Origin of the sequence: Neobacillus niacini (assembly GCF_023715785.1) — a bacterium.
Classification (GTDB): Bacteria; Bacillota; Bacilli; order Bacillales; family Cytobacillaceae; genus Neobacillus; species Neobacillus niacini_E.
Window position 1 is genome coordinate 185,504 of the sequence record NZ_JAMBOX010000004.1, and the last position, 26,307, is coordinate 211,810.

At 44.8% G+C, this 26,307-nt stretch carries 24 protein-coding genes, 1 other RNA gene and 1 other annotated feature; of the genes, 4 read left to right on the forward strand and 21 right to left on the reverse strand.

All coding sequences use genetic code 11. The features are described from left to right. Window positions 1-443: 443 nt before the first annotated feature. The 9 genes from M3234_RS10535 to cymR all read right to left on the reverse strand — a co-directional run bounded on the left by M3234_RS10535 (window position 444) and on the right by cymR (window position 8,691). Complete coding sequence (locus tag M3234_RS10535; RefSeq protein ID WP_262304674.1) at window positions 444-1,523, reverse strand: AI-2E family transporter; 1,080 nt, start codon at window positions 1,521-1,523, stop codon at window positions 444-446. Window positions 1,524-1,616: 93 nt separating this feature from the next. After that, a complete protein-coding gene (locus M3234_RS10540; RefSeq protein ID WP_082692938.1) occupies window positions 1,617-1,751 on the reverse strand; it encodes a YrzQ family protein in 135 nt (44 codons plus the stop codon). Window positions 1,752-1,953: 202 nt separating this feature from the next. Next, a complete protein-coding gene (locus M3234_RS10545; protein ID WP_262304675.1) occupies window positions 1,954-2,145 on the reverse strand; it encodes a hypothetical protein in 192 nt (63 codons plus the stop codon). An 11-nt stretch (window positions 2,146-2,156) separates the two neighbouring features. Further along, a complete protein-coding gene (locus M3234_RS10550) occupies window positions 2,157-2,633 on the reverse strand; it encodes a PRC-barrel domain-containing protein (RefSeq protein WP_262304676.1) in 477 nt (158 codons plus the stop codon). Between the two features lie 32 nt (window positions 2,634-2,665). Continuing rightward, the gene (gene recD2, locus M3234_RS10555; protein ID WP_262304677.1) at window positions 2,666-5,098 is read right to left on the reverse strand and encodes an SF1B family DNA helicase RecD2; all 2,433 of its coding nucleotides are present in this window, start codon (window positions 5,096-5,098) and stop codon (window positions 2,666-2,668) included. 33 nt (window positions 5,099-5,131) lie between these two features. Next, entirely contained in the window at window positions 5,132-5,779 is a 648-nt protein-coding gene (locus M3234_RS10560; protein ID WP_262304678.1) for a tetratricopeptide repeat protein, read from the reverse strand. A 149-nt stretch (window positions 5,780-5,928) separates the two neighbouring features. Continuing rightward, on the reverse strand, window positions 5,929-7,047 hold the full coding sequence (gene mnmA, locus M3234_RS10565) for a tRNA 2-thiouridine(34) synthase MnmA (protein WP_311315639.1): 1,119 nt from the start codon (window positions 7,045-7,047) through the stop codon (window positions 5,929-5,931). Window positions 7,048-7,085: 38 nt separating this feature from the next. Continuing rightward, window positions 7,086-8,225 carry a cysteine desulfurase family protein gene (locus M3234_RS10570; RefSeq protein WP_262304679.1) on the reverse strand — a complete coding sequence of 380 codons (1,140 nt, stop codon included), beginning with the start codon at window positions 8,223-8,225 and terminating at the stop codon, window positions 7,086-7,088. A 46-nt stretch (window positions 8,226-8,271) separates the two neighbouring features. Continuing rightward, window positions 8,272-8,691, reverse strand: coding sequence for a cysteine metabolism transcriptional regulator CymR (gene cymR, locus M3234_RS10575; protein WP_262304779.1), 420 nt, complete (start codon window positions 8,689-8,691; stop codon window positions 8,272-8,274). Between the two features lie 133 nt (window positions 8,692-8,824). On the opposite strand from cymR, the gene M3234_RS10580 reads away from it, so the two are divergent. After that, window positions 8,825-10,096: a replication-associated recombination protein A gene (locus M3234_RS10580; protein WP_262304680.1), complete on the forward strand. Its 1,272-nt coding sequence runs from the start codon at window positions 8,825-8,827 to the stop codon at window positions 10,094-10,096. 54 nt (window positions 10,097-10,150) lie between these two features. On the opposite strand, the gene M3234_RS10585 is transcribed toward M3234_RS10580, so the two are convergent. From M3234_RS10585 to M3234_RS10595, 3 genes are all read right to left on the reverse strand, one after another. Continuing rightward, window positions 10,151-10,762, reverse strand: a complete 612-nt coding sequence (locus M3234_RS10585) for a superoxide dismutase (protein ID WP_262304780.1) — start codon at window positions 10,760-10,762, stop codon at window positions 10,151-10,153. Window positions 10,763-10,891: 129 nt separating this feature from the next. Continuing rightward, window positions 10,892-11,731 carry a 2OG-Fe(II) oxygenase gene (locus tag M3234_RS10590; protein ID WP_262304681.1) on the reverse strand — a complete coding sequence of 280 codons (840 nt, stop codon included), beginning with the start codon at window positions 11,729-11,731 and terminating at the stop codon, window positions 10,892-10,894. 43 nt (window positions 11,732-11,774) lie between these two features. Continuing rightward, window positions 11,775-12,068: a HesB/YadR/YfhF family protein gene (locus M3234_RS10595; protein WP_262304682.1), complete on the reverse strand. Its 294-nt coding sequence runs from the start codon at window positions 12,066-12,068 to the stop codon at window positions 11,775-11,777. Between the two features lie 192 nt (window positions 12,069-12,260). On the opposite strand from M3234_RS10595, the gene M3234_RS10600 reads away from it, so the two are divergent. After that, window positions 12,261-12,887, forward strand: a complete 627-nt coding sequence (locus tag M3234_RS10600; RefSeq protein WP_262304683.1) for a helix-turn-helix transcriptional regulator — start codon at window positions 12,261-12,263, stop codon at window positions 12,885-12,887. Window positions 12,888-12,998: 111 nt separating this feature from the next. Continuing rightward, window positions 12,999-13,619 (forward strand): NAD(P)H-dependent oxidoreductase, encoded by a 621-nt coding sequence (locus M3234_RS10605; protein WP_262304684.1) that lies wholly within the window; start codon window positions 12,999-13,001, stop codon window positions 13,617-13,619. A 29-nt stretch (window positions 13,620-13,648) separates the two neighbouring features. Here the strand turns inward: M3234_RS10605 and M3234_RS10610 are convergent, their stop codons facing one another. The 5 genes from M3234_RS10610 to M3234_RS10630 form a co-directional block, all read right to left on the reverse strand. Then, on the reverse strand, window positions 13,649-14,416 hold the full coding sequence (locus M3234_RS10610) for a tRNA threonylcarbamoyladenosine dehydratase (protein WP_262304685.1): 768 nt from the start codon (window positions 14,414-14,416) through the stop codon (window positions 13,649-13,651). Between the two features lie 164 nt (window positions 14,417-14,580). Then, a non-coding RNA gene (gene ssrS, locus M3234_RS10615) (6S RNA) lies at window positions 14,581-14,778 on the reverse strand. 66 nt (window positions 14,779-14,844) lie between these two features. Next, window positions 14,845-16,614, reverse strand: coding sequence for an aspartate--tRNA ligase (gene aspS, locus M3234_RS10620; protein ID WP_262304686.1), 1,770 nt, complete (start codon window positions 16,612-16,614; stop codon window positions 14,845-14,847). A 3-nt stretch (window positions 16,615-16,617) separates the two neighbouring features. Further along, complete coding sequence (gene hisS / locus M3234_RS10625; protein ID WP_262304687.1) at window positions 16,618-17,892, reverse strand: histidine--tRNA ligase; 1,275 nt, start codon at window positions 17,890-17,892, stop codon at window positions 16,618-16,620. A gap of 85 nt (window positions 17,893-17,977) precedes the next feature. Next, window positions 17,978-18,222: a binding site (T-box leader), on the reverse strand. Window positions 18,223-18,276: 54 nt separating this feature from the next. Continuing rightward, a complete protein-coding gene (locus M3234_RS10630; protein WP_066311734.1) occupies window positions 18,277-18,453 on the reverse strand; it encodes an RNA polymerase subunit sigma-70 in 177 nt (58 codons plus the stop codon). A gap of 165 nt (window positions 18,454-18,618) precedes the next feature. Here M3234_RS10630 and M3234_RS10635 point away from each other — a divergent pair, with 165 nt between their 5' ends. After that, window positions 18,619-20,388: an SH3 domain-containing protein gene (locus tag M3234_RS10635; protein ID WP_262304688.1), complete on the forward strand. Its 1,770-nt coding sequence runs from the start codon at window positions 18,619-18,621 to the stop codon at window positions 20,386-20,388. A gap of 46 nt (window positions 20,389-20,434) precedes the next feature. On the opposite strand, the gene dtd is transcribed toward M3234_RS10635, so the two are convergent. From dtd to recJ, 4 genes are all read right to left on the reverse strand, one after another. After that, entirely contained in the window at window positions 20,435-20,878 is a 444-nt protein-coding gene (dtd, locus tag M3234_RS10640; RefSeq protein WP_262304689.1) for a D-aminoacyl-tRNA deacylase, read from the reverse strand. A gap of 13 nt (window positions 20,879-20,891) precedes the next feature. Beyond that, entirely contained in the window at window positions 20,892-23,087 is a 2,196-nt protein-coding gene (locus tag M3234_RS10645) for a RelA/SpoT family protein (protein WP_262304690.1), read from the reverse strand. A gap of 241 nt (window positions 23,088-23,328) precedes the next feature. After that, window positions 23,329-23,841, reverse strand: a complete 513-nt coding sequence (locus M3234_RS10650) for an adenine phosphoribosyltransferase (RefSeq protein ID WP_066311720.1) — start codon at window positions 23,839-23,841, stop codon at window positions 23,329-23,331. Continuing rightward, window positions 23,832-26,195, reverse strand: coding sequence for a single-stranded-DNA-specific exonuclease RecJ (gene recJ, locus M3234_RS10655; RefSeq protein ID WP_262304691.1), 2,364 nt, complete (start codon window positions 26,193-26,195; stop codon window positions 23,832-23,834). The genes M3234_RS10650 and recJ overlap by 10 nt, the downstream gene beginning before the upstream one ends. Between the last annotated feature and the right edge of the window lie 112 nt (window positions 26,196-26,307).

The following is a 26,307-nucleotide window of genomic DNA, read 5'->3' on the forward strand; positions in this document are numbered from 1 at the left end:
AATAAAATACAAATAACTACTTGAAAAAGGCGGTGTGAGCAGAGCTTCGCTATTCTGCTTCCGGTGGAAAAATTTGTATTTTCCACTCAACCTGTATCAAGCGAAAACTCTATGCGGCGCTCCGCCCCTTTACCGAAAAAAAGAATACAAAAAAGCCCTCATCCCTATAGCAGGGACGAGAGCTTGCCTCGCGGTACCACCCTGATTATGGATACAAAAAACCGTACCCATCTCTCAAATGTTGCCTTAACGCGGCTAGACGGCAGGGATTAGCTGCACTCCGGATTAGCGTTCTGTCATCCTTCATCTGGAGTCCCTTTCAGCCGGGGAGACTCCTCTCTTCCACGCAAATGCGTTACAGATGGACTATAACATACTCGATCCTTCTCCATGTTGATCCTATTATATGACGAATTATATCTACCCGCCACGGGTTTGTCAAATCACTGCGAATTCGGTTCAGTTCGTGTGGTCATGAAATGATGTTTTGCGTGAATAATCCCGACTTTAAGGACAGCAAGAACCGGTACCGCCAAAATCAATCCAAGAATCCCGCCAATTTCTCCCCCCGCAGTAAGGGCGGCCATAATCATTAGCGGATGCATATGAAGGCTCTTCCCGACAATATAGGGTGACAAGACATTCCCCTCGAGGAATTGCAGGCCAAATACAATTACCAAAGTAATGATGACAAGCTTCATAGAGGTAGTTGCGGCAATAATCACTGCAGGAACAGCCCCGATAAACGGGCCGAAATACGGAATGACATTAGTGGCACCAACAATCAGCCCTAATAGCAATGGGTATCTTAAGTCAAAAGCCCAGAACAGTATGGTCGAAACCGTTCCGATAATTGTACAAACGAGCAACTGGCCCCTGATATAGCCGCCCAGTGATTCATCAACATCATGCAAAAACTGTGTCCCTTTCTTCCGCCACTGTTTTGGAGTAAGATACCAAACCGTCCTTCTGATCAACTTAAAGTCCTTCAGCATATAAAAAGTGATAAAAGGGATAATCATTAAAATTAACGCTGAATTAAAGAATTTAATTAAAATCCCAACAAGAATGGTCAAGAGCGAATCGAGCCTTTGTTCAAAGGCATCAATTCCATCATTTATCCTCGTTTGCAGCCCATCCGGCCACTCTCTTGTATGTGATTGCAGCTCCCCAACATAGGTGCGATATTGCTCGGCAAAAACGGGAGCACTCTCTGACAAATCCTTAAGCTGATCAATGATTGCAGGAATCCCTTTATAAAGGGCAAGGCCGATGCCGCCAAAAAAAACGACGTAGATCAGGATAATGGCAAGGCCGCGATGGAGCCCTTTTTCATGCAATTTTTCGATAATGGGATGGAGCAAATAAGTAATAAACCCGGAAATGACAAAGGGCATAGCAATGATTGCGGCCACTCTGACAATAGGCACCCAGACAGAGCGAATTTTTAAAAACACGTAAATCGCAATCAGTAACAGAAGCAAAAAGCCGATTCGGTAAAACCATTTCATGCGAATGTCCACTAGAATGCCTCCTTACCGTTATTTTTGGAGACCGCATGTGGAAATATTCCCATTAGCTAAAAATCCCCCTCAATTCAGAGGGGGACTCATTCATTAAAAAATCGCTCGTTTAATTTTCCTTTGCATTTTTCGCATTTGGCGGCCAGTCATTACATTATTTCTTTGGGCTACATTATAGGCTGCCATTCCGGCACCAAAAGCAATCACCGACGTCATCAATTTGTTCATTACGTTCACCTCTAATTATTATTGTCCAGCTCCAGCGCCTAGGAGCTCGAGGTCATAAGCCAATCCGTCAAGAAGGCTAAAAAACAGCCTTCTGGCCGGCTCGTCTTATGCTTGTCGCCCCTGACCACTAAGGAAATCTCCCTAGAATAATCATCGCAGGAACAAGCTGTGCTTGTTCCGAAGGCGCTTCCGCTTTTCTATTTTAAAGAGTGTAACGACGCAATTCTTCTTCAAACAAATCATCCAATGAACTCAGCGTTCCGTCTTCCTCAACCTGATGGGTATTTATGATGCCTTTGGATAGGGACAATTCGATAAAACAGTTCCAGCAATAATATTGATTAATGCCGATTTTTCCAATATCCTTGCTGGCGCAATTTGGACACTTAAGCATGAAAAGACACCTCACGTTTGATTAACGTCTACGATAATGGCGTCCTTTCCAATCGTTAAGGGCTTCTCAGATTGGATGATTTGTTTCCCTTCTGCAATATCCGAAAAGAAGCCATCCGTAATTTCGTACCCTACGATTGTGCCCAATTCTTCCTGAAAATATACATCTTTTAACAATCCGAGCGACTCGCCGCTACTCGTCAGCATCATCATCCCATCAAGCGAATGCTGATGAATTAATGTATATTCCGGACTTTCTTTCAGTTTTTCCAATTGCCCTTCATCCTCGATCATGACCCCATCCCAGCCGAAGGAAGCTACCTTTTGAATATCCAAAAAGTAAGTTTGTTTGAAGAAAACGCCTTTCTTCATCAGCAGGCCTTTGACGACTCCGTCCTTGGAAATACAAAGGTCACAAATTTCGCCGATTTTCGTCCCTTTTTTCGTATCAAAAACTGGCTGTCCCTTAAGTAAGGAAAATGTTCGCAAGAGTGTCCCTCCTCCTTTGAACATTCTTAGTTTCAGTCATTCACAAGGAAATCATAAGGTGAAACATTATCCATCCCAATCATCGGGTCAGCCTGCATTATCTCTTCCTCTAAAGAAAGCCCTGTTTGTTTCGTTTCTGTACTGGAATGGTCAGCTGTTACTGTTGAAGCGGTTGTTTTCCCAGGAATGGCTTCTTGCAGTTTTTCGCAGAGGCTTGTCAAGCGGGAAAGCTCATCAGCACGCTCGACACCCATTTGCAGCGCATCAACCTCGCCGCATAGCAGCAATGACTGCTTCGCCCTTGTGATCGCCGTATAAATCAAATTTCTTCGCAGCATCCGATAATAGCTTCTCGTTACGGGTAAAATAACAATTGGAAACTCGCTTCCCTGCGATTTATGGACCGAACAGCAGTAGGCATGGGTAATTTGCGTTAAATCCTGCCTCGTGTATTCGACTTCATTTCCTTCAAAGGAAATATAGATCATGTCTTGCTTCTCTGTATTTTCCTTAGCATAAATAATCGAGATGATTTCGCCGATATCCCCGTTAAACACGTTATTTTCGGGCTTATTGACGAGCTGCAGCACCTTGTCGCCAATTCGGTATTTGACTTCGCCAAACTGAATTTCTTTGCGCTTTCCATCGGGATTCGGATTAAAAATTTCCTGAAGCAGCACATTTAGACGGTCAATCCCTGCCGGGCCGCGGTACATGGGTGCCAGAACTTGAATATCCTTTGCGGTGTAGCCTTTGTTTTTCGCATTTAAGGCCACTTTTTCAACGACCTGTGGGACCTGGGCGGTGACACATTTAATAAACGAGCGGTCGGCTTGCTTCACCGTAATATCGTTAGGCAAGTGGCCTTTTTTGATTTCATGAGCAAGTTCGATAATCGAAGACCCCTCTGCCTGACGGTATATATCTGTTAATCTGACGGTGGGAATCCGTTCGGAACGCAGCAGGTCCTTTAATACCTGGCCAGGACCGACTGACGGCAGCTGGTCCTCGTCACCGACCAAAATAACTTGTATATGTTCAGGCAACGCCTTAAACAGCTGGTTGGCGAGCCAGATATCGAGCATCGACGTTTCATCAACAATTAATATTTTTCCCTCAAGCGTGCTGTTTTCATCACGGTCAAAGTTTTCCGTTCCATTATAACCAAGCAGGCGGTGGATCGTCACAGCGGGAAGACCTGTCGATTCGCTCATCCGTTTGGCCGCCCTGCCCGTTGGCGCTGCCAGCAAGAATGGAAATGGTTCATCTTTATGTAAGTAATCCTTTGGTTCTAACGAGCAGCCATGGAGTTCTGCGTAAAGCTCGACAATTCCTTTAATGACCGTTGTTTTCCCGGTTCCTGGTCCTCCGGTTAAGATCAGCATCGGTGACATTAGTGCCGTTTGAATCGCTTCACGTTGTGTGGGCGCGTATTGAACGCCAAGCCTTTCCTCCAAGCTTCCCAAGGCAAGCAAAAACTCCGACTCTGGAAATTGGTCCTTGTACTCTGTCTGCTTTAGGATGTGGCTGATGCTTGTTACCAGTCCTTTTTCCGCAAAAAATAGCGACGGCAAATAGACGCGCTTCTCCTCGCCGATGATTTTCCCCTCTTCTTCAAGCTTGATGATTTCATTGGAGATCGCAAGAAAATCAATTTGGTCCCGTTTGTTTTCCTCTAGGAGGGACTTTACTTGCTTCAGCAAATCCTCGGCATGGACATAGACATGCCCTGTTTGCATGCATTCATTTTCCAGCGTATACAAACAGGCCGCTTTTATTCGGTCAGGATGGCTGCCGGAAATCCCCAGTTGAAAACCAAGCTCATCGGCCCGTCCAAACCCGATCCCTTCGACAGCCTCAACAAGCTGATAGGGATTTTTCTGGATGACCTCCAGGGTATTCTCCTTATACGCCTGATAAATCTTCATCGACAACTGAGGTCCGAATCCGTATTGGTTGAGGGCGACCATTATCTGCTCTAGACCCTGGTGCTCCATCAATGTATCATACAGTGTTTTCGCCTTATCGGGAGGGAGCTTTGGAATGGAATCCAAAAGGGACGGCTGGTTGAGAATTTTAGAAATAGCATCTTCCCCCAATGTTTCGACAATGTTTTCCGCTGTTTTTTTACCAATGCCTTTAAACATTTCCCCTGAGAGGTATGCAATCACGCCCTGCTTCGATTGCGGCATGTCCTTGCGAAAATGGCTTGCCGAAAATTGCGGGCCAAACCGGGGATGCTCCTTAAATTCGCCGTAAAAAATATAGGTCTCCTGCTCGTGGATTTTTGGAAAATAACCGGTGATGACCGCTTCTTTGTCACTATATTGATCATTTGTTTCATCGACACGGATTCTAAGCACTGTATACAGGTTTTGCTCATTATGAAAAATCGTGACAATCGGCCGGCCCTTAACAAATTTCCCTTGATTACCGAACAAATCCAATGAATCCTGCTTTTCCATTTCGCTCCCTCCTTCCCTGTTTAAATTGTTCTATTATTGATTCATGATTTTCCTGGCATGTCCCGCCAGCAAGTGATCCGGTTGAATCTCCAGCGCTTTCGTAAACATTTCTTCCGCTTTTTCGGCATTATCTTTAAAAACATTGGCAACACCGAGATTGTAGTAAGCATCTGAATGAGTCGGGTCGAGCTCAATGCATTTTGTGAATTGCTCCATCGCTTCATCAATGAGCTCAAATTGGGTCAGACATAACCCATACTGGAACCTGGCCTCTGCATCATCCTCATTGAGTTCGACACTTCTTTGAAGGTACGGAAGCGCAAATTTTGGCTGCTCCAAATGCATCAGGGTAAGCCCGAGCATAAAATAGTTATCGCCTGTGTCGAGGCCATGTTTCAATGCGATCTCAAACATTTTTTTTGCCTGGTCATATTCCTCATTGCTGAAATAAAGGTTGCCTGCGCTATAATAGGCCGCCGCCGCAGTTTGATCGATTTCCATCGCTTTTTTATAAAAATTTAACGCTTTATCGTTATCGCCCAAAGCGGCAAGGACATTGCCGAAATTAATGTAGGCGGTTGGATTTTTCGGGTCTTCGTTAATGGCATCGTAAAAGGCCTTTGCTGCCTCTTCCAGATTGCCTTCCTGCATGTATTGGACACCTAATTGGTTTTTATCCACTATTTTTCAACTCCATTTCAAAGGGAAGTATACCATATTTTGCTCTTGGAAGGCGACGTATACGGGTGTGCTTTGCCCGTCGTCAGACCGCTGTAAAAGTTATTCCCCCCAAAAAACCCCGACTCCGGCAACCGGAATCGGGGTCAACATCAACCAACATATGTCAGGCGTTCGCCCTTTTTATAGACTTCATCAATCGTTCCGCCGCCGAGACATTCATCTCCGTCGTAAAACACAGCCGCCTGTCCTGGTGTCACCGCACGAATTGGTTCGGCGAAAATGACCTCAACACGGCCGCCTTCAAGCAAGCGAACCTTAACTTTATGGTCCTCCTGACGGTAACGGAACTTGGCCGTACAATCAAATTCTGCCAATTTCTCCCGATTGGATACCCAGCTTACATTCGTGGCAATAATGGAATCGGAGTAGAGCTTTTCATTATGAAAGCCTTGGCCGACATATAAAACATTCCGTTTTAGATCCTTGCCTATTGCAAACCACGGCTCACCGGAACCGCCAATGCCAAGCCCATGGCGTTGGCCGATGGTGTGATACATCAACCCTTCATGGCGGCCTTTGATCTCGCCGTCAAAGGTCTCCATATTGCCCGGCTGAGCAGGAAGGTATTGACCAAGGAACTCCTTGAAATTCCGTTCGCCGATAAAGCAGATCCCGGTGCTGTCCTTTTTTGCAGCCGTAGCAAGACCCGCTTCTGTGGCAATTTCCCGGACTCTTGCTTTTTCCAGATTCCCGATTGGGAACATGACTTTGCTAATCTGCTCCTGTGACAGCTGGTTCAGGAAATACGTTTGGTCTTTATTTTCATCTATACCGCGCAGCATTTTGTATTCCCCATCGCGATATTCCACCCGGGCATAGTGGCCGGTGGCAAGATAGTCCGCACCCAAATTCATCGCGTGCTCCAAAAACGCCTTAAACTTGATTTCCTTGTTGCACATCACATCAGGATTGGGCGTGCGTCCGGCACGGTATTCTTCAAGGAAATAGGTAAACACCTTGTCCCAATATTGCTTTTCAAAATTGACGGCATAATAGGGAATGCCAATTTGATTGCAGACGCGGATGACGTCATTATAATCCTCCGTCGCGGTGCAAACCCCGTTTTCGTCAGTGTCATCCCAGTTTTTCATAAAAATGCCGATGACATCGTAGCCTTGCTGTTTCAAGAGCAAGGCTGCTACAGAGGAATCGACGCCGCCTGACATTCCTACAACCACCCTAATGTCTTTTGGATCACGTGTTTCCACTTTTGTTCACCTCTCTTTGCTGCAAATTAATAAAAAATTTATTTTTTCAAGCGCGAAACAACCTTAACCGTTTCTTCCGCCGCATTCATGACTTCTTCAGCACTCGTCGTAAACCCAAAGCTATAGCGAATCGAGTTCGTTAACCGCTCTGACTCTTTGCCAAACATGGCAACCAGCACATGCGACGGCTCGATCGACCCAGCCGTGCAGGCGGATCCACTGGAAACCGCAATTCCTGCCAAATCCAAATTCACAAGCATGGCTTCGACGTTAGTGCCCGGAAAGCTTAAGTTTAATATATGTGGCAAAGATTTTTCAAGCATTCCGTTTAGCGCGAACTCCACTTCATGCTCTTGAAGGACTTTCAAAAAGATCTGTTTAAACTGGGCAAACTTCTCCCGCTTGGCATCACGGTCCTCCATCGCAATCTCCACGGCTTCGCGGAAACCGACAATCGAAGCGACATTCTCGGTACCGGCCCTGCGCTTGCGTTCTTGTTCGCCACCAAACAGCCGGGGTGCCAACTTTACTCCAGACCGGACATACAGAAAGCCTGTCCCCTTTGGCCCGTTAATTTTATGGGCGGAAACGGATAGCAAATCGATCAAACTTTCATTCACATCAATGGCTTCCATTCCGTATGCCTGAACAGCATCGGTATGAAATTTCGCAGGATGGTCTTTTAAAAGCTGTCCAATTTCCGTAATAGGCTGCAAGCTGCCGACTTCGTTGTTGCCATACATGATTGAAACGAGAATCGTATCGGCTCTTAATGCCCGTTCCAAATCCGCAAGCGAAATCATCCCTGTCTCATCGACAGGCAGGTAGGTGACCTCATAGCCAAGTTTCTCCAGTTTTTCACAGGCATGAAGGACCGCATGATGCTCGACAGCGGTGGTAATAATATGCTTTCCTTGTTCGCTGCTTTCGGCGACCCCGAATAATGCCATATTATCGGCTTCCGTTCCGCCGCTTGTAAAAATAATCTCGTTTTCCTTAGCGCCAATACTTTTCGCCATCACTGCGCGCGCCAAATCAATCTCATGACGCGCTTCCCTGCCATACGAATGGATGCTCGAGGGATTTCCGAACGTCCTGTTCATGACCTCAAGCATTTTTTCAATGACTTTTGGGTGCATAGGCGAGGTGGCGGCATGGTCGAGGTAAATTCGTTCCATGGATTACACCTTCTATCAAAATAATTCTCCAGTATTACCATTGTCATTAAATATAAAACATATAACCTTCCATTTCCGCATCATCGCGGTGATTAGCCAAATCCTCGAGTGTGGTATTATCAAGCACATCCCTGATGGCATCGCGGATCCGAATCCACAGCTCCCGTTTCGCCGGCTCTTCATCTTCGATTCCTTCGACAGGAGTAATCGGTCCTTCTAGGACCCGAATGACATCGCCCGCCGTAATCTTGGAAGGAATATCGGATAAAATATAACCGCCGTAAGCGCCTCGAATACTTTTTACCAATCCTGCATTTCGGAGCGGAGCAATTAATTGCTCCAAATAATGTTCAGATAAATCGTTGGCCTGGGCAATCGTTTTTAAGGAAGTCGGCCCCTCCCCATAATTTTTCGCCAGTTCGATCATAATGGTCAAACCGTACCGTCCCTTTGTTGATATTTTCATCATTACACCTCTATTTTTAAAAAATATTCTTAGTTAATTGATAGGCATTTGAATTATATCATATTCTTCTTTAATATGCTTTTTCGGAAAAAAATGATAAGATTAGAGCGAATATTTATTGGGAGAGATGATTATGCAGTCAAAACCTCTCGCATTTCGGATGCGGCCTCGGAGCCTGGAAGAGGTCGCCGGCCAGCAGCATCTTGTTGGTGATGGAAAAATTATCGCCAGAATGGTCAAAGCGAAACAGCTTACATCAATGATTCTATATGGTCCGCCGGGCATTGGCAAAACGTCGATTGCCAGCGCGATTGCCGGTAGTACTAAATATGCGTTTCGAACATTAAACGCCGTTACAAACAATAAAAAGGACATGGAAATCGTCGCCGCCGAAGCGAAGATGTCGGGAAAAGTCATTCTTCTCCTTGATGAGGTTCATCGGCTCGATAAAGCGAAGCAGGATTTTCTCCTGCCCTATTTGGAAAATGGAATGATTGTGTTGATTGGGGCTACAACGAGCAATCCCTATCACGCGATTAATCCGGCCATACGCAGCCGCTGTCAAATATTTGAATTGAAGCCCCTGACTCCCGATGAAGTCAAACAGGCCTTAATTCGCGCTGTGGCAGATAAAGAACGCGGTTTGGGTGATTACCAGATTGAAATTTCCAATCAGGCTCTGTTACATTTTGCCCAAGGTTCAGGAGGCGATGTAAGGAGTTCATTAAATGCTTTGGAATTGGCTGTCCTATCGACTGACCCGGATGAGGATGGCGTCATTCAGATTGATGTTGGAACCGCCGAAGAGTGTTTGCAAAAGAAAAGTATCGCAGCCGACAAGGATGGGGATGCCCATTATGACGTCCTTTCGGGGTTTCAAAAATCGATTCGCGGCAGTGATGTCAATGCGGCCCTGCATTACCTCGGCAGATTAATAGAAGCCGGAGATCTGGTCAGCATTGCCCGCCGCTTAATCGTGATTGCCTATGAAGACATTGGGCTTGCCAATCCGCAGGCCGGGGCCCGGACATTAGCGGCAATTGAAACGGCAGAACGGCTGGGATTTCCTGAAGCGAGGATTCCGCTAGCGAATGCGGTCATCGAATTATGCCTGTCGCCAAAATCCAATTCAGCGATTATGGCCATCGATGCGGCCCTTTCCGATATTCAAAAAGGAATAACCGGCGATGTGCCGGATCATTTAAAGGACGCCCATTATAAGGGGGCAAAGGACCTTGGCAGAGGCATCGGCTACAAGTACCCGCATGATTATGAAAATGGCTGGGTGCCGCAGCAATATCTCCCGGACAGGATCAAGCATAAACAATACTATGAGCCGAAAAAGACGGGTAAATTCGAACAAGCGCTTGCGACTGTTTACGAAAAGCTTTCGCGAAAAAATTAGCCAAAAAAAATCCCTCGTGAGACCGAAACATCAGCCTCGCGAGGGATTTTTTAATTATTGCGCTTGCTTATAAAGCTTGTTCACTTCGTCCCAGTTAATCAGGTTAAAGAATGCACCGATGTAATCCGGGCGCTTGTTTTGATATTTCAGGTAGTAGGCATGCTCCCAAACATCAAGACCAAGAACAGGCTTCTTGCCTTCCATTAATGGGCTGTCTTGGTTAGGTGTGCTAGTAATAGCAAGGTTGCCGTTATCTACGACTAGCCAAGCCCAGCCAGAACCGAAACGGCCTGTAGCCGCTTTAGTAAACTCATCTTTGAATTGCTCGTAGCTTCCGAATGCCTGATTAATCGCATCGGCAATTTCACCTGTTGGTGCGCCGCCTGCATTTGGAGCAAGGATATTCCAGAATAGGCTATGGTTAGCATGGCCGCCGCCATTGTTGCGTACAGCAGTGCGGATATTCTCAGGAACAGCGTCCAGGTTAGCGATTAGTTCTTCGACGCTCTTGCTTGAAAGGTCATCATGTCCTTCAAGAGCGGCGTTTAAATTGTTCACATATGTAGCGTGGTGGCGGTCATGGTGAATATTCATTGTTTGCTCATCGAAATGTGGCTCAAGTGCATTTGCTGCATAAGGTAAAGCCGGTAGTTCATACTTTGCCATTTTATAGTCCCCCTGTATTATTAAATTGATTACTCTCTCATTATAGTGCAGGATATTTAACTTTTTCAACTAATAAGTTTAGAAAATAAAAACGACTACTTAGACAATTACTTTTAAAGCTGTCCCTCTCTAGTAGATTTTCCGCTGCCTAATCCACTTAGTGGCAACCCATTTTTCACCCTGTGTAACTGGTACAGAGGTATGTAATGAAAATCGATCCACCTGCCCTTTGCTATTGCCATAATGAAAATAAACGGCAGAGCCTTTTTTAGGGACAATTGAAACACCGGCTTTTGGAAAGACTGTTTCCCCACCTGATGAAACATCGTTTAAGTAGATTAAAAAGGTTCCTATTCGCTGTCCGCCTTTTTCCGCTTTAATCTGTCCTGAAGGAAAATAATCAAAGTGAGGCTTGTATTCTTCGCCAATTTTATAGTGTAAAACCTGGAGCCCTTCTCCCTGTTCAATCGGATAATTCGTTAATTCAGCGATTATTTGTTCAATTTTCCAAACAAGCGAATTTTCACGAATGGTATAGTACATCCCCTTGCTTGTCCTGCCCGATACCGCTACTTCCTCACCGGTACTAGCGTCAATGACATGGGATGGCTCCAGTCGACCCATAGAGAGATTAATCAGTTCATCACATTCTTCCATGCTTAAGACATTGTCCAGGTGCAGGATAAATGGATGCTCAACTCTGGAAAGGACCTTAATTTCACGGTCACTGGTATAAAGTGTATTGCCCTTCTGTCCTATATCAGGTACTTCATGCAAATAAGGAATTTGCTTATCTTTGGTTTCAATTGATTGGTTTCCAATAATCCGTAGGATGGTCCTTAGGGCAAACACTTCGTCAAATCCTTTTATTACCATTGCATTAACGATTGCCTCAGGGGCTGCGCCGTTATTCACTGTCTGCAAAATCCAATCCTTTAAATCACCGGATATATGCTTGATTTTTTCCATTGCGAATTGCTCCTTTAAGCGAATGCCAACCGGCACAACGGACTCATGGCTTTACATATTTGTATTCCAGTTCATCCTCTTTTTCATCATACTCAATATGAAGGTCATGACCGTCAAAAAACCATAAATCATCCGCTTCGATATAAAATAGAATCCCATCCATTTGAGAACTGACAGCAACTTTTACTGGCTCCTCCACTGTAAAAGCCAAACTATAGCCTTTCTGAACTGGACTATTGCCATAAATCTGCGTATAAAACCGCAATGTATCACCGCTTTTAAGCCCGATATCTTCCTTAAACCACTTTAATGCCTGATTACTGATGACAATTTCCATAAATTTATTCCTCCTCTGTCATATTATACTAAAAAGAAAAATGGAAAATAAAATAATTTTAGTCGATACTCCCATATTAGTTTTGATAAATCAAAAAGTAGTATACCAGTAAATAAATATGTTACAATGGACCTTATAATTTTGCATATTTTCATTCCTTTTGGTTTGATAAATATAGGCAGGTGATGAACAATGGGCGTAAGAGTCTCAACTAAAGATAAAATCCTTGAACTATTAAAAAAAGAGACAAATCTAACCGTAAGCGAACTGTCTAAATTTTTGGGGATTACTGAAATGGCGGTCAGAAAACACTTGACCGTTTTGGAACGAGATTCGCTCCTTACGATCACCGAAGTCCGGCAGCCGATGGGAAGGCCGTTGCAGGTCTATTCTTTATCTTCACAGGCGGATGAAATGTTTCCTAACAGTTACGAGACATTGGCGATTGAATTTCTTCAGGACCTTGAAGAATTGCATGGGGAGGAAATAATCGACCTTCTATTGGAAAAAAGAAGCGAGCGCCAGAAAAAAAATTACTTGCCCCAAATGCATAACAAAAATTTCGCTGAGAAAGTTCACCAGCTGAAGGAAATCCAACTTAAGAAGGGCTATATGGCCGAACTGAAAAAAATTGATGACAAAACGTATGAGTTGATTGAATATAATTGCCCGATTTTCACAGTGGCGAAACAATATAAAAAGGCATGCAGCTGTGAAACCAATATGTTTAAAAACGTTTTGGGCACAGAACTCGTCAAAAGAGTTACCTGCAAGACCGATGATGAAGACCATTGCCGATTTTTAATAAAAGCCCAATGAGAACAAGCCGGATACCAACACCGGCTCTTTTTTTTGAAAAATTGGGATTCATATTTCTGTCTGTAACGAGAAAACTAAGCCATATAAATATTCACAGAAAGCAGGGGAAATATGGCTAAAGTGTTAGTTGTCAGGGCCCATCCATTAAACCAGCGAACCTCTCGCTCGATGCAAGTGACAGATGCTTTTGTTGAATCTTACCGGAGGCACCATCCGGATGACTATATTGAAGACATCAATCTCTTTAATATGATGGTCCCTGAAATCGATCAGGACTTGTTAGATGCCTGGGATGAGCTGGGACAGGGCAAACCCTTTTATCAATTATCCAACTCTCAACAGCATAAAGTAACGCTATTTAATTCATTTACCGCAGGCTTTATGGAGCAGGATAAGGTAATTATCGCCAATCCATTATGGAATTTAAGTATCCCAACACGATTAAAAGCATGGTTTGATTCGATTACAGTTGCCGGTAAGACATTTAAATATACGGAAACTGGGTCGGTTGGATTGGCCGAAGGCAAAAAAGTCCTTCATATTCAGGCCAACGGCGGTTTCTACAATGGCTCGGATCCTGCCAGCCAATATGTAAAAATGCTGTTAACCTTCCTGGGTGTTGCAGATTTTTATCAGCTGTTTGTCGAAGGAATGGACCAAGCACCGGATCGGGCCACCGAAATTGTTAATAATGCCATTCAGAAAGCTACAGAATTGGCAAAAACATTCTAAAGCAAAAAATCCCCAATCCGGGGATTTTTCTATTTCTCGTCGCTCACTCGGACAATTTTAATGTCTTTTAACAGTTCCCTCACCACGTAGCTAGCCATGATTAACCCGCAGGCTGACGGCACGAACGCATTGGAAGCAGGCGGCATTTGGGCCTTTCGAATTTCGGCTTTGTCATTCCCGACAACTTGTCTGACATCCTCACGAATGACAATCGGACTTTCGTCGGAAAAGACTACAGGAATCCCTTTGTGAATTCTTTCTTTACGGAGCTTTGTCCGGATAACCTTTGCAATCGGGTCAGTATGAGTCTTGGAAATATCGGCGATTTGGAACCGGGTCGGGTCCATTTTATTGGCTGCACCCATGCTTGAGATAATCGGGATCTTTCTTTTGAGGCATTCCTTCATCAAGTGGATTTTATAAACAATCGTATCCGAAGCATCCACGACAAAGTCCAAGTTATGGCTGAAAATTTCCTCATAGGTTTCTTCAGTATAGAACATTTTTAACGCGATGACTTCACAATCCGGATTAATATCTTTAATCCGCTCCTTCATTAAATCAGCCTTAGGCTGGCCGATTGTAGACAGCAGGGCGATTAACTGGCGGTTAATATTCGTAATATCGACATCGTCTTTATCGATAAGGATTAATTTACCGACACCCGATCGGGCCAGTGCTTCCGCGGCAAAGGAGCCTACTCCGCCAATGCCGAGAACCGCCACGGTGGTATTTTTCATAATATCGAGTCCTTCTTTACCTATCGCAAGCTCATTACGAGAAAATTGATGCAGCATTATGTTCACTCCAAGTATTAATTTCGATTTTATTCTAATATTTTTCACCCTAAAAAATATATCATACTCATCAATAAAAACAAGTATCTGGATAGGAATTATATTAAATAACGAAAATAAAACCCCTCTGCATGAGCAGAGAGGCTGAATGATTAAAAAAAGCGAAGAGTCCCAATGGTGCCGTCGCTTTTTGATCCTTCGTTTTGATCCCGCACTCAGCAGGTGGGTGTCCTGTTCCCGGTTTTGTAAGTCCCCTTGCTCGTTATAGAGTGGGGCTTTTACGCAATCGGAAAACGCTGGACTCCCGGATAAAATGTGTTCGGTCAAAACTTCAGGTAACACAACGAACATTTCAGGACTCTTCTTGATTGATTTAATCATAGCATATTTTCAGGATGCCTTCAAGGCGGCCTGAAAGCAAATTCCAGTTATTTTTTAACATTTAATGACAAATTAAGCTCTGTCAATTGAGCCGGAGCCACCTCGCTCGGCGCATCCATTAACAGGTCGCTGGCGCTTGCTGTTTTCGGGAAAGCAATCGTATCGCGCAGGTTAGTTCTTCCAGCCAGCAGCATCACCAATCGGTCAAGTCCCAGGGCAATTCCACCGTGCGGAGGTGTTCCATATTCGAACGCGTTTAACAGGAAGCCGAACTGAGCCTGAGCTTCTTCAGGAGTAAAGCCAAGCACATTGAACATTTTTTCCTGGATCGACCGCTCGAATATCCTCAATGAACCGCCGCCAAGCTCGTAGCCATTCAGTACAATGTCATAGGCCTGGGCGCGCACCTTTGACGGATCACTATCCAAATATTCCAAATCCTCCCGAACCGGCATGGTAAATGGATGGTGGGCAGCAAAATAGCGGCCTGCTTCCTCGTCGTATTCCAATAACGGCCAATCCGTTACCCAAAGGAAATTGAATTTGCTCTGGTCAATTAGGCCAAGCTCTTTGCCAAGCTTTAAACGTAACGCTCCGAGCGCATCGGCCACAACAGACTTTTTATCGGCAACAAACAGGAGCAAATCCCCTGCTGAGGCCTCCAAGGTTGCTGTTAATGCCGCGGCATCTTCATCAGGGAAGAATTTCGCAATCGGTCCCTTTAATCCTTCGGTATCAACCTTCAGCCAGGCAAGACCTTTGGCGCCATATACAGCGACAAACTCCGTTAACGCATCAATGTCCTTGCGCGAGTACTTTTCAGCAGCTCCCTTCACATTGATGGCTTTCACTTGTCCACCGCTTCTAACGGCTGAAGCAAATACTTTAAACCCGGATTCCTTCACGATTTCAGACAGATCAACAAGCTCAAGACCAAAGCGGGTATCAGGCTTATCTGAGCCGAAGCGACTCATCGCTTCATCATAACTCATCCGCGGGAATGGCACAGTCACCTCAATGCCTTTGACTTCCTTCATCAACTGGGACATCATTCGTTCCATCAATTCCATGATGTCATCCTGGCTTAAGAAGCTTGTTTCAATGTCAATTTGGGTAAATTCTGGCTGGCGGTCAGCACGCAAATCTTCGTCACGGAAGCAGCGGGCGATTTGATAGTACCGCTCCACTCCCCCAACCATCAGCAATTGCTTAAACAGCTGCGGTGATTGCGGCAACGCGTAGAATTCTCCCGGATGCACACGGCTTGGAACCAAATAGTCGCGCGCCCCCTCAGGTGTGCTTTTCGTTAAAATCGGTGTTTCAATATCCAGGAATCCTTCCGAATCCAGGAAATCCCTAATTTGCTTGGTTACTCTATGGCGCATTTTTAATGTTTCAAAGATAACCGGTCGGCGGAAGTCCAAATAACGGTATTTTAGCCGGATATCCTCCGCTGCATCCGTTTTGTCGGAAATCGTAAACGGCGGTGTTTTGGCCTCATTAATAATCGTTACTTGTTCAGCCTGAATTTCGATTTTTCCAGTTTTCAAATTTTCATTGACAGTGCCGGGCTCACGGGCCACGACGGTTCCGACAACATCCAATACATATTCGTTACGGATTTTTTCCGCAATCGCCAAGGCATTATTTGATACCTCCGGATTGAATACGACTTGAACAATCCCGGAACGGTCGCGCAAATCGATAAAAATTAACCCGCCAAGGTCGCGTCGTCTCTGGACCCAGCCCTTTAATGTCACTTTTTCCCCTACTGCTGTTTCAGGTACTTCACCGCAAAAATACGATCTCCCAAACATGCGTTACTCCTCCTTCAACCCTTGAAAATATTGCACAACAGAATCAAGGTCCACTTCCTTTTGTTCCCCTGACGCCATATTTTTCACATTGATTTTGCTGTTTTTAAGCTCATCGTCACCAAGAATAGCCACATACTTTGCCTTTAGGCGGTCAGCGGCTTTAAACTGGGCTTTAATTTTTCGATTCAAGTAATCTCTTTCGGCAGAAAAACCGGCGAGGCGAAGCTGTTGCAACAGTACGACCGTGTAATCCTTAGCTTCTTCTCCAAGCGCCGCCAGGTAAATATCGATGCTCTCATTCATTTCCATTTCAACGCCCTCAGCCTTTAGAGCGGCGATCAGACGTTCAATACTAAGGGCAAGCCCAATTCCCGGTGTTTCCGGTCCACCGATTTCGTCAACCAGGCCATTATAGCGTCCGCCGCCGCACAGGGTCGTAATCGCTCCGAAGCCTTCGGCGCTACTCATGATTTCAAATGAGGTGTGATTATAATAATCCAGGCCGCGGACGAGATTGGAGTCAACCTCAAACGGAATATCAAGCTGGGTCAAATAAGTTTTCACCTTTTCAAAATAGGCTTGCGATTCCTCGTTTAAGTAATCGAGAATCGATGGCGCCGATTTCATCAATTCGTGGTCACGGTCCACCTTGCAATCCAAAATGCGAAGTGGATTTTTTTCAAGCCGGTTTTGACAGTCTTTGCAAAACTCGCCAATTCTTGGTTTGAAGTGATTGATTAACGCCTCTCGGTGTGCATTGCGGCTTTCCTTGTCGCCAAGACTGTTGATAATCAGCTTGAGCTTCGTCAAGCCCAATCCCTTATATAGGTTCATCGCCAGGGAGATGACTTCGGCATCTATTGCCGGATCATTGCTTCCAAGCGCCTCGATTCCAAATTGGACAAATTGGCGGAATCGGCCCGATTGCGGGCGTTCATAGCGGAACATCGGTCCCATATAATAAAGCTTTACAGGCTGATTGGCATAGCCAAACATTTTTTTCTCGACAAATGCTCGCACCGTTGAGGCAGTGCCCTCGGGCCTTAATGTAATGCTCCTGCCACCGCGGTCTTCGAATGTATACATTTCCTTTTGAACGATATCTGTGGTATCCCCCACACCCCGTGAAAACAGCTCCGTATGCTCAAAAATCGGTGTCCGAATTTCTTTATATTGGTACTTTTCACAAAGCTCACGCGCCTTCGTTTCAATCAGCTGCCACAGCTCCACTTCGCCTGGCAAAATATCCTGCGTCCCTCTTGGTAAGCTAATTGACATAGCAGAAAGCCCTCCTTCTTTTTTTCATTTTTTATGTATAGCGGACATTTTTTCCAAATAAAAAAACTCCCATCCCTTGTATAAAACAAGGGACGGAAGTTTGCTTCCGCGGTGCCACCCTAGTTGAAAGGCCAAAAATTGCATAAGCCTTTCCTCTCAAACAGTTAACGCCTGTCACGTTCTTCTCCTACTAGAGACCAGATCTTTTTCAGAGAGAAACCTACGGAGTGTTCTTTCATTAAGATTCATGCGGAAATACTTTCAGCCCGGGGCATTTCCTCTCTTTTCATGGATTTCGCCTTAACTACTATGCTCCATCATTGGTTCAGATAATTTCATTATTTAATAATAATACGGAGCATCGTCGGCAATGTCAAGCAAGAATTATGATCTTTCCAGCCGTTTTTTTAACTTTCTGACATCGCGCATCGATAATCCAAATTCAGAAGCAAGCTCAAATGTCCCTGAGTGCTGCTCTTTTTGAATAAAATCATGAAAATCCACCCCGAACAACCGTCCATCCATTGATTGTATGTTTGAAGCTTTGTCGCTTGCTCTCATTGCTAATCCCCCCTGATTGGACTTCCTATTATGCTTATTATTTCCAAACAGGGTGAAATCATTCGCTAAACCATTGCAAATTATTATTATATGGCCGAAATTGGCAATTTAGGAATGATTTTCAGCAAACTTTACGTTAAAATGAATTTGAGAAGGAGGTTCACGATGACAAAAAAGTTAAGTTTACTGGTATTATCCGTTATTCTCATTTTCGGAGCCTTCCTGCCGCAAGAAAAAATGGAGGCTGCGGGCGGTTCGGTTGTCATTGCATCTGATACCGTCAATGTCCGTACCGGACCCGGTCTAAGCTATCCATTGGCAAAGAAGGCAGTACGAGGGGAAAAATATCCAATCGTTAAAGAAAAAGGAGATTGGATCCAAATTCAGCTATCACTCGGGAAAACAGGCTGGGTCGTCAATTGGCTCGTTACAAGCGATAAAGTTAATACCGTGAAGGCTGCAACCGGTACAGAAAAAACTCAAGCCAAAGCCAACACCGGTCAGTTAAGGGTTCGCTCAGGTCCCGGGACAAGCTTTCAAGTGGTCGGTTCGTTAACCAAAGGGCAAGAGGTGACCATCCTCAGCCAAAACGAAAACTGGTATAAAATCTCATCCTCGTTTGGCGAAGGCTGGGTATCCAAAGAGTACATAAGTATTACATCTGTTAAACAGGAATCAAGTGCAACACCTGCCGCTGCCAAGGTGACTGGTACAGCAGTGGTGAGTACCGACACATTAAATATTCGCAAGGGCCCCTCTGCGTCAAGCACGATTGTCGGCAAGCTGTCAAAAGGGACAAGCGTTACTATCTTATCCAAACAAAATGACTGGGCTGAAGTCAGCTATCTAAAAGTAAAAGGATGGGTCAATGCCAAATATCTGGACAACCAAGGTGTGGCTGTAAAGACCGCCGCTAAGAAGCCGACTAGCGATTTAAAAGGGACGGTAACAGCCTCAAGCCTTAGTGTCCGGTCTGATGCTTCATTAGATTCGAACGTCATCGGAAGCGTAACCAAAGGACAAAGCTTTTCCATTCTTGAGGAAAAAAATAATTGGCTGAAAATAGAGTACAATTCTGGGAAGGTTGGCTGGGTTGCGGCTTGGTATCTTGACCAGACAAAAAATACAAAGCCCGTTTCTACTGAACAAGGAAAAACTGAACATGAGAGTTCGATCACCATTCTGCAAAATGGATCAAATATTCGAACGGAGCCCAACGCCCAATCGGACGTACTGCTTCGCGCCAATGAGGGGGACACCTTTCAAGTGAGCGGGGTAGAAAATGATTGGTATCAAATTAAGTTAAAGGACGGCAGCACCGGATATATTGCCGGATGGATTGTCTCTGCCAGCGGTACTGTGCCTCGTATTGAGAAGTCGGGTGCCGGTGGATATTTGAAAAATAAAACAATTGTTATAGACCCTGGACACGGCGGCAGGGACGGAGGAACAACAGGAGCCAGCGGAACATTGGAGAAAGACCTTACCCTCCGCACAGCGAGACTTCTATACGATAAATTAAGGGCGGCTGGAGCTAATGTGTATTTGACACGCAACAGCGATACATTTATTTCACTGCCATCAAGGGTAAGCTTGGCCCATTCGAAAAATGCCGATGCGTTTATTAGCTTGCATTTTGACGCCAACGAAGACAGAAGTGCACGCGGGATGACTGGGTATTATTATCATGTCTACCAACGAAAACTGGCGGAAACCCTTTATGCATCCACGGTAGGGAAAACGAAACTAGGTGACCGCGGCGTTGCCATTGGCGATTACCATGTCATCCGTGAAAACAATCAGAAAGCAGTTTTGATGGAGCTAGGGTTTATCAGCAATCCTGAGGAGGAAATGACTGTTAAAACAGGGAGCTACCAGGAAAATGCCGCATCCGGGTTATATGAAGGACTGGCAAGATATTTTAAAGAAAGTTAGCAGGAAAAAGTAAAGGCTTGGCGCCAATTATGTGCCAAGCCTTTCTCTATGCTTTACTCTCAATTATTAATGTAACTGGACCGTCGTTGATTAATTGAACATCCATCATGGCGCCAAAGACACCTGTCTCAACGTGAATCCCTTTTTCACGAAGCAGCTTGTTAAAGGTCTCATAAATCCCAATTGCATATTCAGGTCTTGCCGCATCAATGAAACTGGGCCTTCTGCCTTTACGGGTGTCCCCATACAGTGTAAATTGGGACACCGACAGGATTTCACCGCCAACATCCAGCAGTGATAGATTCATCTTCTCGTCAGCATCCTCAAAAATTCTTAGGCTGGCAACTTTATCGGCAAGATAGGCTGCGTCCTCTTCTTTATCATCGTGGGTGACGCCAACCAAGAGAACAAGTCCGCTCTTGATTTGCCCCTTAACTTCTCCTGCGACAGTGACACTTGCCTGCTTACTGCGTTGAACAACTATTCGCATCCTCTAAAACTCCTTAGTTCATCATTCGGCGCACCGAATAAATATCCGGGATTTGTTTAATTCGGTCAACGACCTTTTGTAAGTGGCTAACGTTATGAATCGCGATTGACATATTGATTGTCGCCATTTTATTGCGGTCGGTTTTTCCCGAAACAGCCGATATATTGGTCTTCGTTTCATTGACCGCCTGCAAAACCTCGTTCAGCAGCCCGCGTCGGTCAAATCCGCTGATTTCAATATCGACGTTGTATTCCTTCCGATCATTTAACGCCGATTCCCACTCAACCTGAATCAATCTTGACTGGGCATCTCCCGAGTCGATATTGGTGCAGTCGGCGCGGTGCACAGATACGCCTCGGCCTTTCGTAATATAGCCGACAATTTCATCGCCTGGAATCGGGTTGCAGCACCTGGAAAGGCGGATCAATAAATTGTCGATTCCTTGCACCCTTACGCCGGATTCCCGTCTTTTAGCCGACGGAAACGCCTTTAAGTCAGTGATGGCATTCGTAATACTGGCCGACTGTTCCTGGTCGCGTTTTTTGCGCCATTTCTCCGTCAGACGGTTTGCTACCTGCAACGCTGTGACGCCGTTGTAGCCCACGGCCGCATACATATCTTCTTCGCTGGAAAAATTAAATTTCTCGGCGACCTTTTTAAGATTATCAGCCGTCAAAATTTCTTTTATGTCAAATTCCATGTTGCGGATTTCTTTTTCAACCATTTCCTTGCCTTTTTCGACATTCTCTTCACGACGCTGCTTCTTGAAAAAGGCACGAATCTTGTTTTTCGCCTGTGAAGTTTGGGCAAGCTTTAGCCAATCCTGACTCGGACCGTAGGAGTGCTTGGAAGTTAAGATTTCAATGATATCGCCGGTTTTAAGCTTATAATCCAACGTCACCATTTTCCCGTTCACCTTTGCCCCAATCGTTTTATTGCCAATTTCGGAGTGAATCCGGTAGGCAAAATCAATCGGGACTGAACCGGATGGCAATTCGATGACATCCCCTTTTGGGGTAAACACGAATACCATGTCGGAAAACAAGTCAATCTTTAATGATTCCATAAATTCTTCCGCATTCGCGGTATCATTTTGGAATTCGAGAATTTCTCTGAACCATGTCAACTTTTGTTCAAAGGTAGAGCTGTCATTGATCGCTTTGCCCTCTTTATAAGCCCAGTGGGCGGCGATCCCGAACTCGGCAATTCGATGCATTTCAACCGTTCGAATTTGCACCTCAAGCGGGTCTCCCTTCGGCCCAATGACAGTGGTATGCAACGATTGATACATATTCGGCTTCGGCATCGCAATATAGTCCTTGAATCGTCCTGGCATCGGCTTCCAGCAGGTGTGAATGATGCCCAATACCGCATAACAGTCCTTTATGCTATTGACGACAATTCGAACAGCAAGCAAATCATAGATTTCGCTGAATTGCTTGTTTTGGAGTGCCATTTTTCGATAGATACTATAAATATGCTTTGGACGGCCCGAAATCTCCGCTTTAATGGAAACTTCACCCATCCGCGCCTTTACTTCTTCAATAACATCCTCAAGATATTGCTCGCGTTCTGCCCGCTTCTTTTTCATCAGATTGACTATCCGGTAGTATTGCTGCGGATTCAAATATCTGAGCGCGGTATCCTCCAACTCCCACTTAATCTTGGAAATCCCCAGACGGTGTGCCAAAGGGGCGAAAATTTCAAGTGTTTCATTTGAAATCCGGCGCTGTTTTTCCAACGGAAGATGCTTGAGTGTCCGCATATTATGCAAGCGGTCAGCAAGCTTAATCAAAATAACCCGGATGTCTTGGGCCATGGCCACAAACATTTTCCGGTGATTTTCCGCCTGCTGCTCCTCATGAGACTTATATTTAATTTTTCCCAGCTTTGTAACCCCGTCAACAAGCATTGCCACTTCGTCATTAAACTCGGATTCGATATCCTTTAAGGTTACACTTGTATCCTCAACGACGTCGTGAAGAAAACCAGCCGCAACCGTTGCCGGATCCATCTCCAAATCTGCCAGTATCCCAGCAACTTGGATTGGATGAATAATGTAGGGCTCGCCGGATTTTCGATATTGGTCACGATGAGCATGTTTGGCGAATTCATACGCCTTTTTTACCATATCAACATGCTCTTCGTTCAAATATTTTCTTGTCTTGTCGATGACTTGGTCGGCTGTTAACACTTGATCATTCGCCATGAAATCACCTTTATTTTTGACTAAAATACGAGTCGGTATTTTATATATCATTTCATTCTATGAAAAATCGTTCCTAAACTAGAATGATTGTTACTATTATCGAAAAAAATGGTGGAGATGTAAAGAGATAAAGACTTTTTTCTGCAATTTATATCATTTTTGTCGAATTTTCAATGAAAACAAACTTTATTAAAACTATATAAAGAGAGCACTCTTGCTCCCGAGTGCCCCTAAGAACTTATTAATAGTGCATTAATGTTAAGATATCATAGCCTTCAAGCTTGTTGCGGCCTTCCAAATAAGATAATTCCACCAGAAAGGCAATTCCCGCAACAACGCCGCCCAGCTGTTCCACCAATTGTATTGTCGCATCAATCGTGCCGCCAGTTGCCAGTAAGTCATCGGTGATCAGCACACGCTGGCCGGGTTTAATCGCATCCTTGTGAATCGTCAAAACGTCTTTTCCATATTCGAGGCCATAGCTGACTTTTATCGTTTCGCGTGGCAGCTTTCCTTCCTTACGCACTGGGGCAAAACCTACTCCAAGCGCATAAGCGACCGGACAGCCAATAATAAATCCACGTGCCTCAGGGCCGACAATGATATCAATATTTTTATCTTGCGCGTATTCAACAATCTGGTCTGTTGCATATTTATAGGCTGCGCCATCGTTCATTAATGGCGTAATATCTTTGAAAACAATACCCTGCTTTGGATAATCCGGTACAATAGCCACAAATTGTTTTAAATCCATTCCTTAACTGCCTCCTCAAGCTTAACAGGCTCTTCAATCAGTGTATCGAACAAGGCTTTCAACTCCTGGAAGGAAGAAAACAGCAGTTCTTTTTCCAGTTCATATTGCTCCTGTTTTAATTGATAGGTTCTCGAGTCTGTTAAATCGCGCTTCTGCGCCGACCTGTTTAGTGTGATAAATCCATTGTTAATTGTAACAAAATCCAGTTCATAAAACACCTTTGACATAAATTTAATTGTTTCCTGCGACCAGCCTCTCGCTTTTGCAATATCTGCACCGTAACGCCTTAAGTCAATCGGTCCTTTTTTGAGCAGAAATGCATAGTACCATTTAAAATGTTCCCGGGTAGGGACAGTGCTGAAGAAATCGCTGGATTCCTTGTAAAAATAAGCGTATATTCGCGCCGGCTGTTTCCCCTTCAATAACTGTGTCAACATGTTTTTTGATGTCGGGAAGTCTGCCAATACAAGATTAGCCTGGTGACAATCAAAGCGGACCGCCTCATCGGAATTTTGAATCAGGACGGCATCATCTTTTAATATAGGGCTGATTTTTTCAAAATGGTCCTGGTTAAATAAAACAATCTTCCTGGTTTCAGCGGGAACAGCATCCACAATCGAGTGAAGCCGCTTTTGGCCACGGAAATCAAATAACTGCCACTTTATAACAGCGATGTCATGAACAAAAATTTGCGGTTTACGTATATTGTTCCATTCATTTACGGATAATTCCCCAATTAATGAAATTTTTGATGCAGGAGAGATTTCATCAACCAATGGCCCCAAACCAAAGCCGACCCCATCCAAATTGGCACCATTGTCATTCAGCAAGATCTTTAAATGGTTTTGGTCGCTGCCGATTTTCTTGATGCTGGTAATGTCAACATTGTTTATTAACACCTTGGGCTTGGAATTGTCCATCCCAAAGGGGGCAAGCAAATTCATTTCTTCTAATGAACCAAGATTAATATCCTCCAGGTGAACCTCCTCATCGAGATAGGTCACCGGAATAAAATCCTCATCCGCTAAAGTTTCAGCGGCAAGGCGGTTTAATCTTTCCCTTAACTCGGGAACATCATTTATGCTGAGCGTCATCCCGGCGGCTCCCGGATGCCCGCCAAAATGAGGCAAAATGTCACGGCATGTTGACAGATTATGAAACAAATCAAATCCCGGAATGCTTCTCGCAGACCCTTTGGCAATGCCTTTTTCGGAATCAAAGCTGAGAACGATCGTCGGACGGAAGTATTTTTCGACAAGCCGGGAAGCGACAATGCCGATTACCCCGGCATTCCAACCTTCCCTCCCGATGACAAGCACTTTGTTGGCAGGATCCGAAAACTTTGCTTCGACTTCTTCAATGGCTTCCTCGGTAATAGTATTGACAATGGATTGCCGCAATTTGTTAAGCTCGTCCATTTCCTCCGCCAATTCTTCCGCCTCGACCGGGTCATCGGTAAGAAACAGCCGAACTGCCAGCTCTGCGTCTTCCAGGCGGCCGACAGCATTGATTCTTGGTGCCAATGTAAATCCTACCGTTTCTTCGTTAACGGTCATCGGATTTACACCCGCTATTTTTAATAAGGCTTTTAGCCCGATTGTTTGGGTGGTTTTTAGCTTTTCAAGACCTTTCTTGGCAATCAGGCGATTTTCACCTGTTAACGAAACCAGATCTGCAATGGTGCCAATCACGGCGATTTCCAATAAGTGCTCTGGAAGCCTGCCATAAAGGGCATGGGCCAATTTAAACGCAACGCCTACCCCTGCCAAGTCACGAAACGGGTATTGGCTGTCAGGAAGCTTGGGATGAATGATCGCCAAAGCTTCTGGTAAAACCGGTCCAGGTTCATGGTGGTCAGTAATAATCAGGTCAAGGCCAAGCTCTTTGGCAACAGCACCTTCTTGGACAGCGGATATGCCGGTGTCTACGGTAATAATCAATTTAATTCCTGCCTCCGCAGCTTGGCGGAAAGCGGGTTCATTTGGACCATAGCCTTCGGTAAATCGATTAGGGATATAAAATTGGACATTCGCTCCCAAATCGCGAAGGGTTATCATCATTACTGAAGTGCTGCTGACACCATCCGCGTCGTAATCTCCAAAAATAAGAATCGGCTCTCTTTTTTCGATTGCTTCCCGAATCCGGTTAACGGCAAGATCCATTCCTCTTAGTAAATACGGGTCATGGAATTCATCCTTGGCAAATAAAAAATACCGTGCAGATTCAACGGTATCGAAGCCACGATTGACAAGCAGCGATGCAACAAAGGGTGTTATTTTCAATTCATTTTCCAGCTTTTTTGCTAGATGCTGGTCAGATTTACGAACAATCCATCTTGTTTTCGACTTTAACATGCATGTTTCACCCCTCAGACTATCTTATTATACAGGAGTAGAAACCGGCTTTCAATGAGGATAATATTTGAAAAATAAAAACCGCAGAAGGCTGCGGTTTTTACTGAAAGTC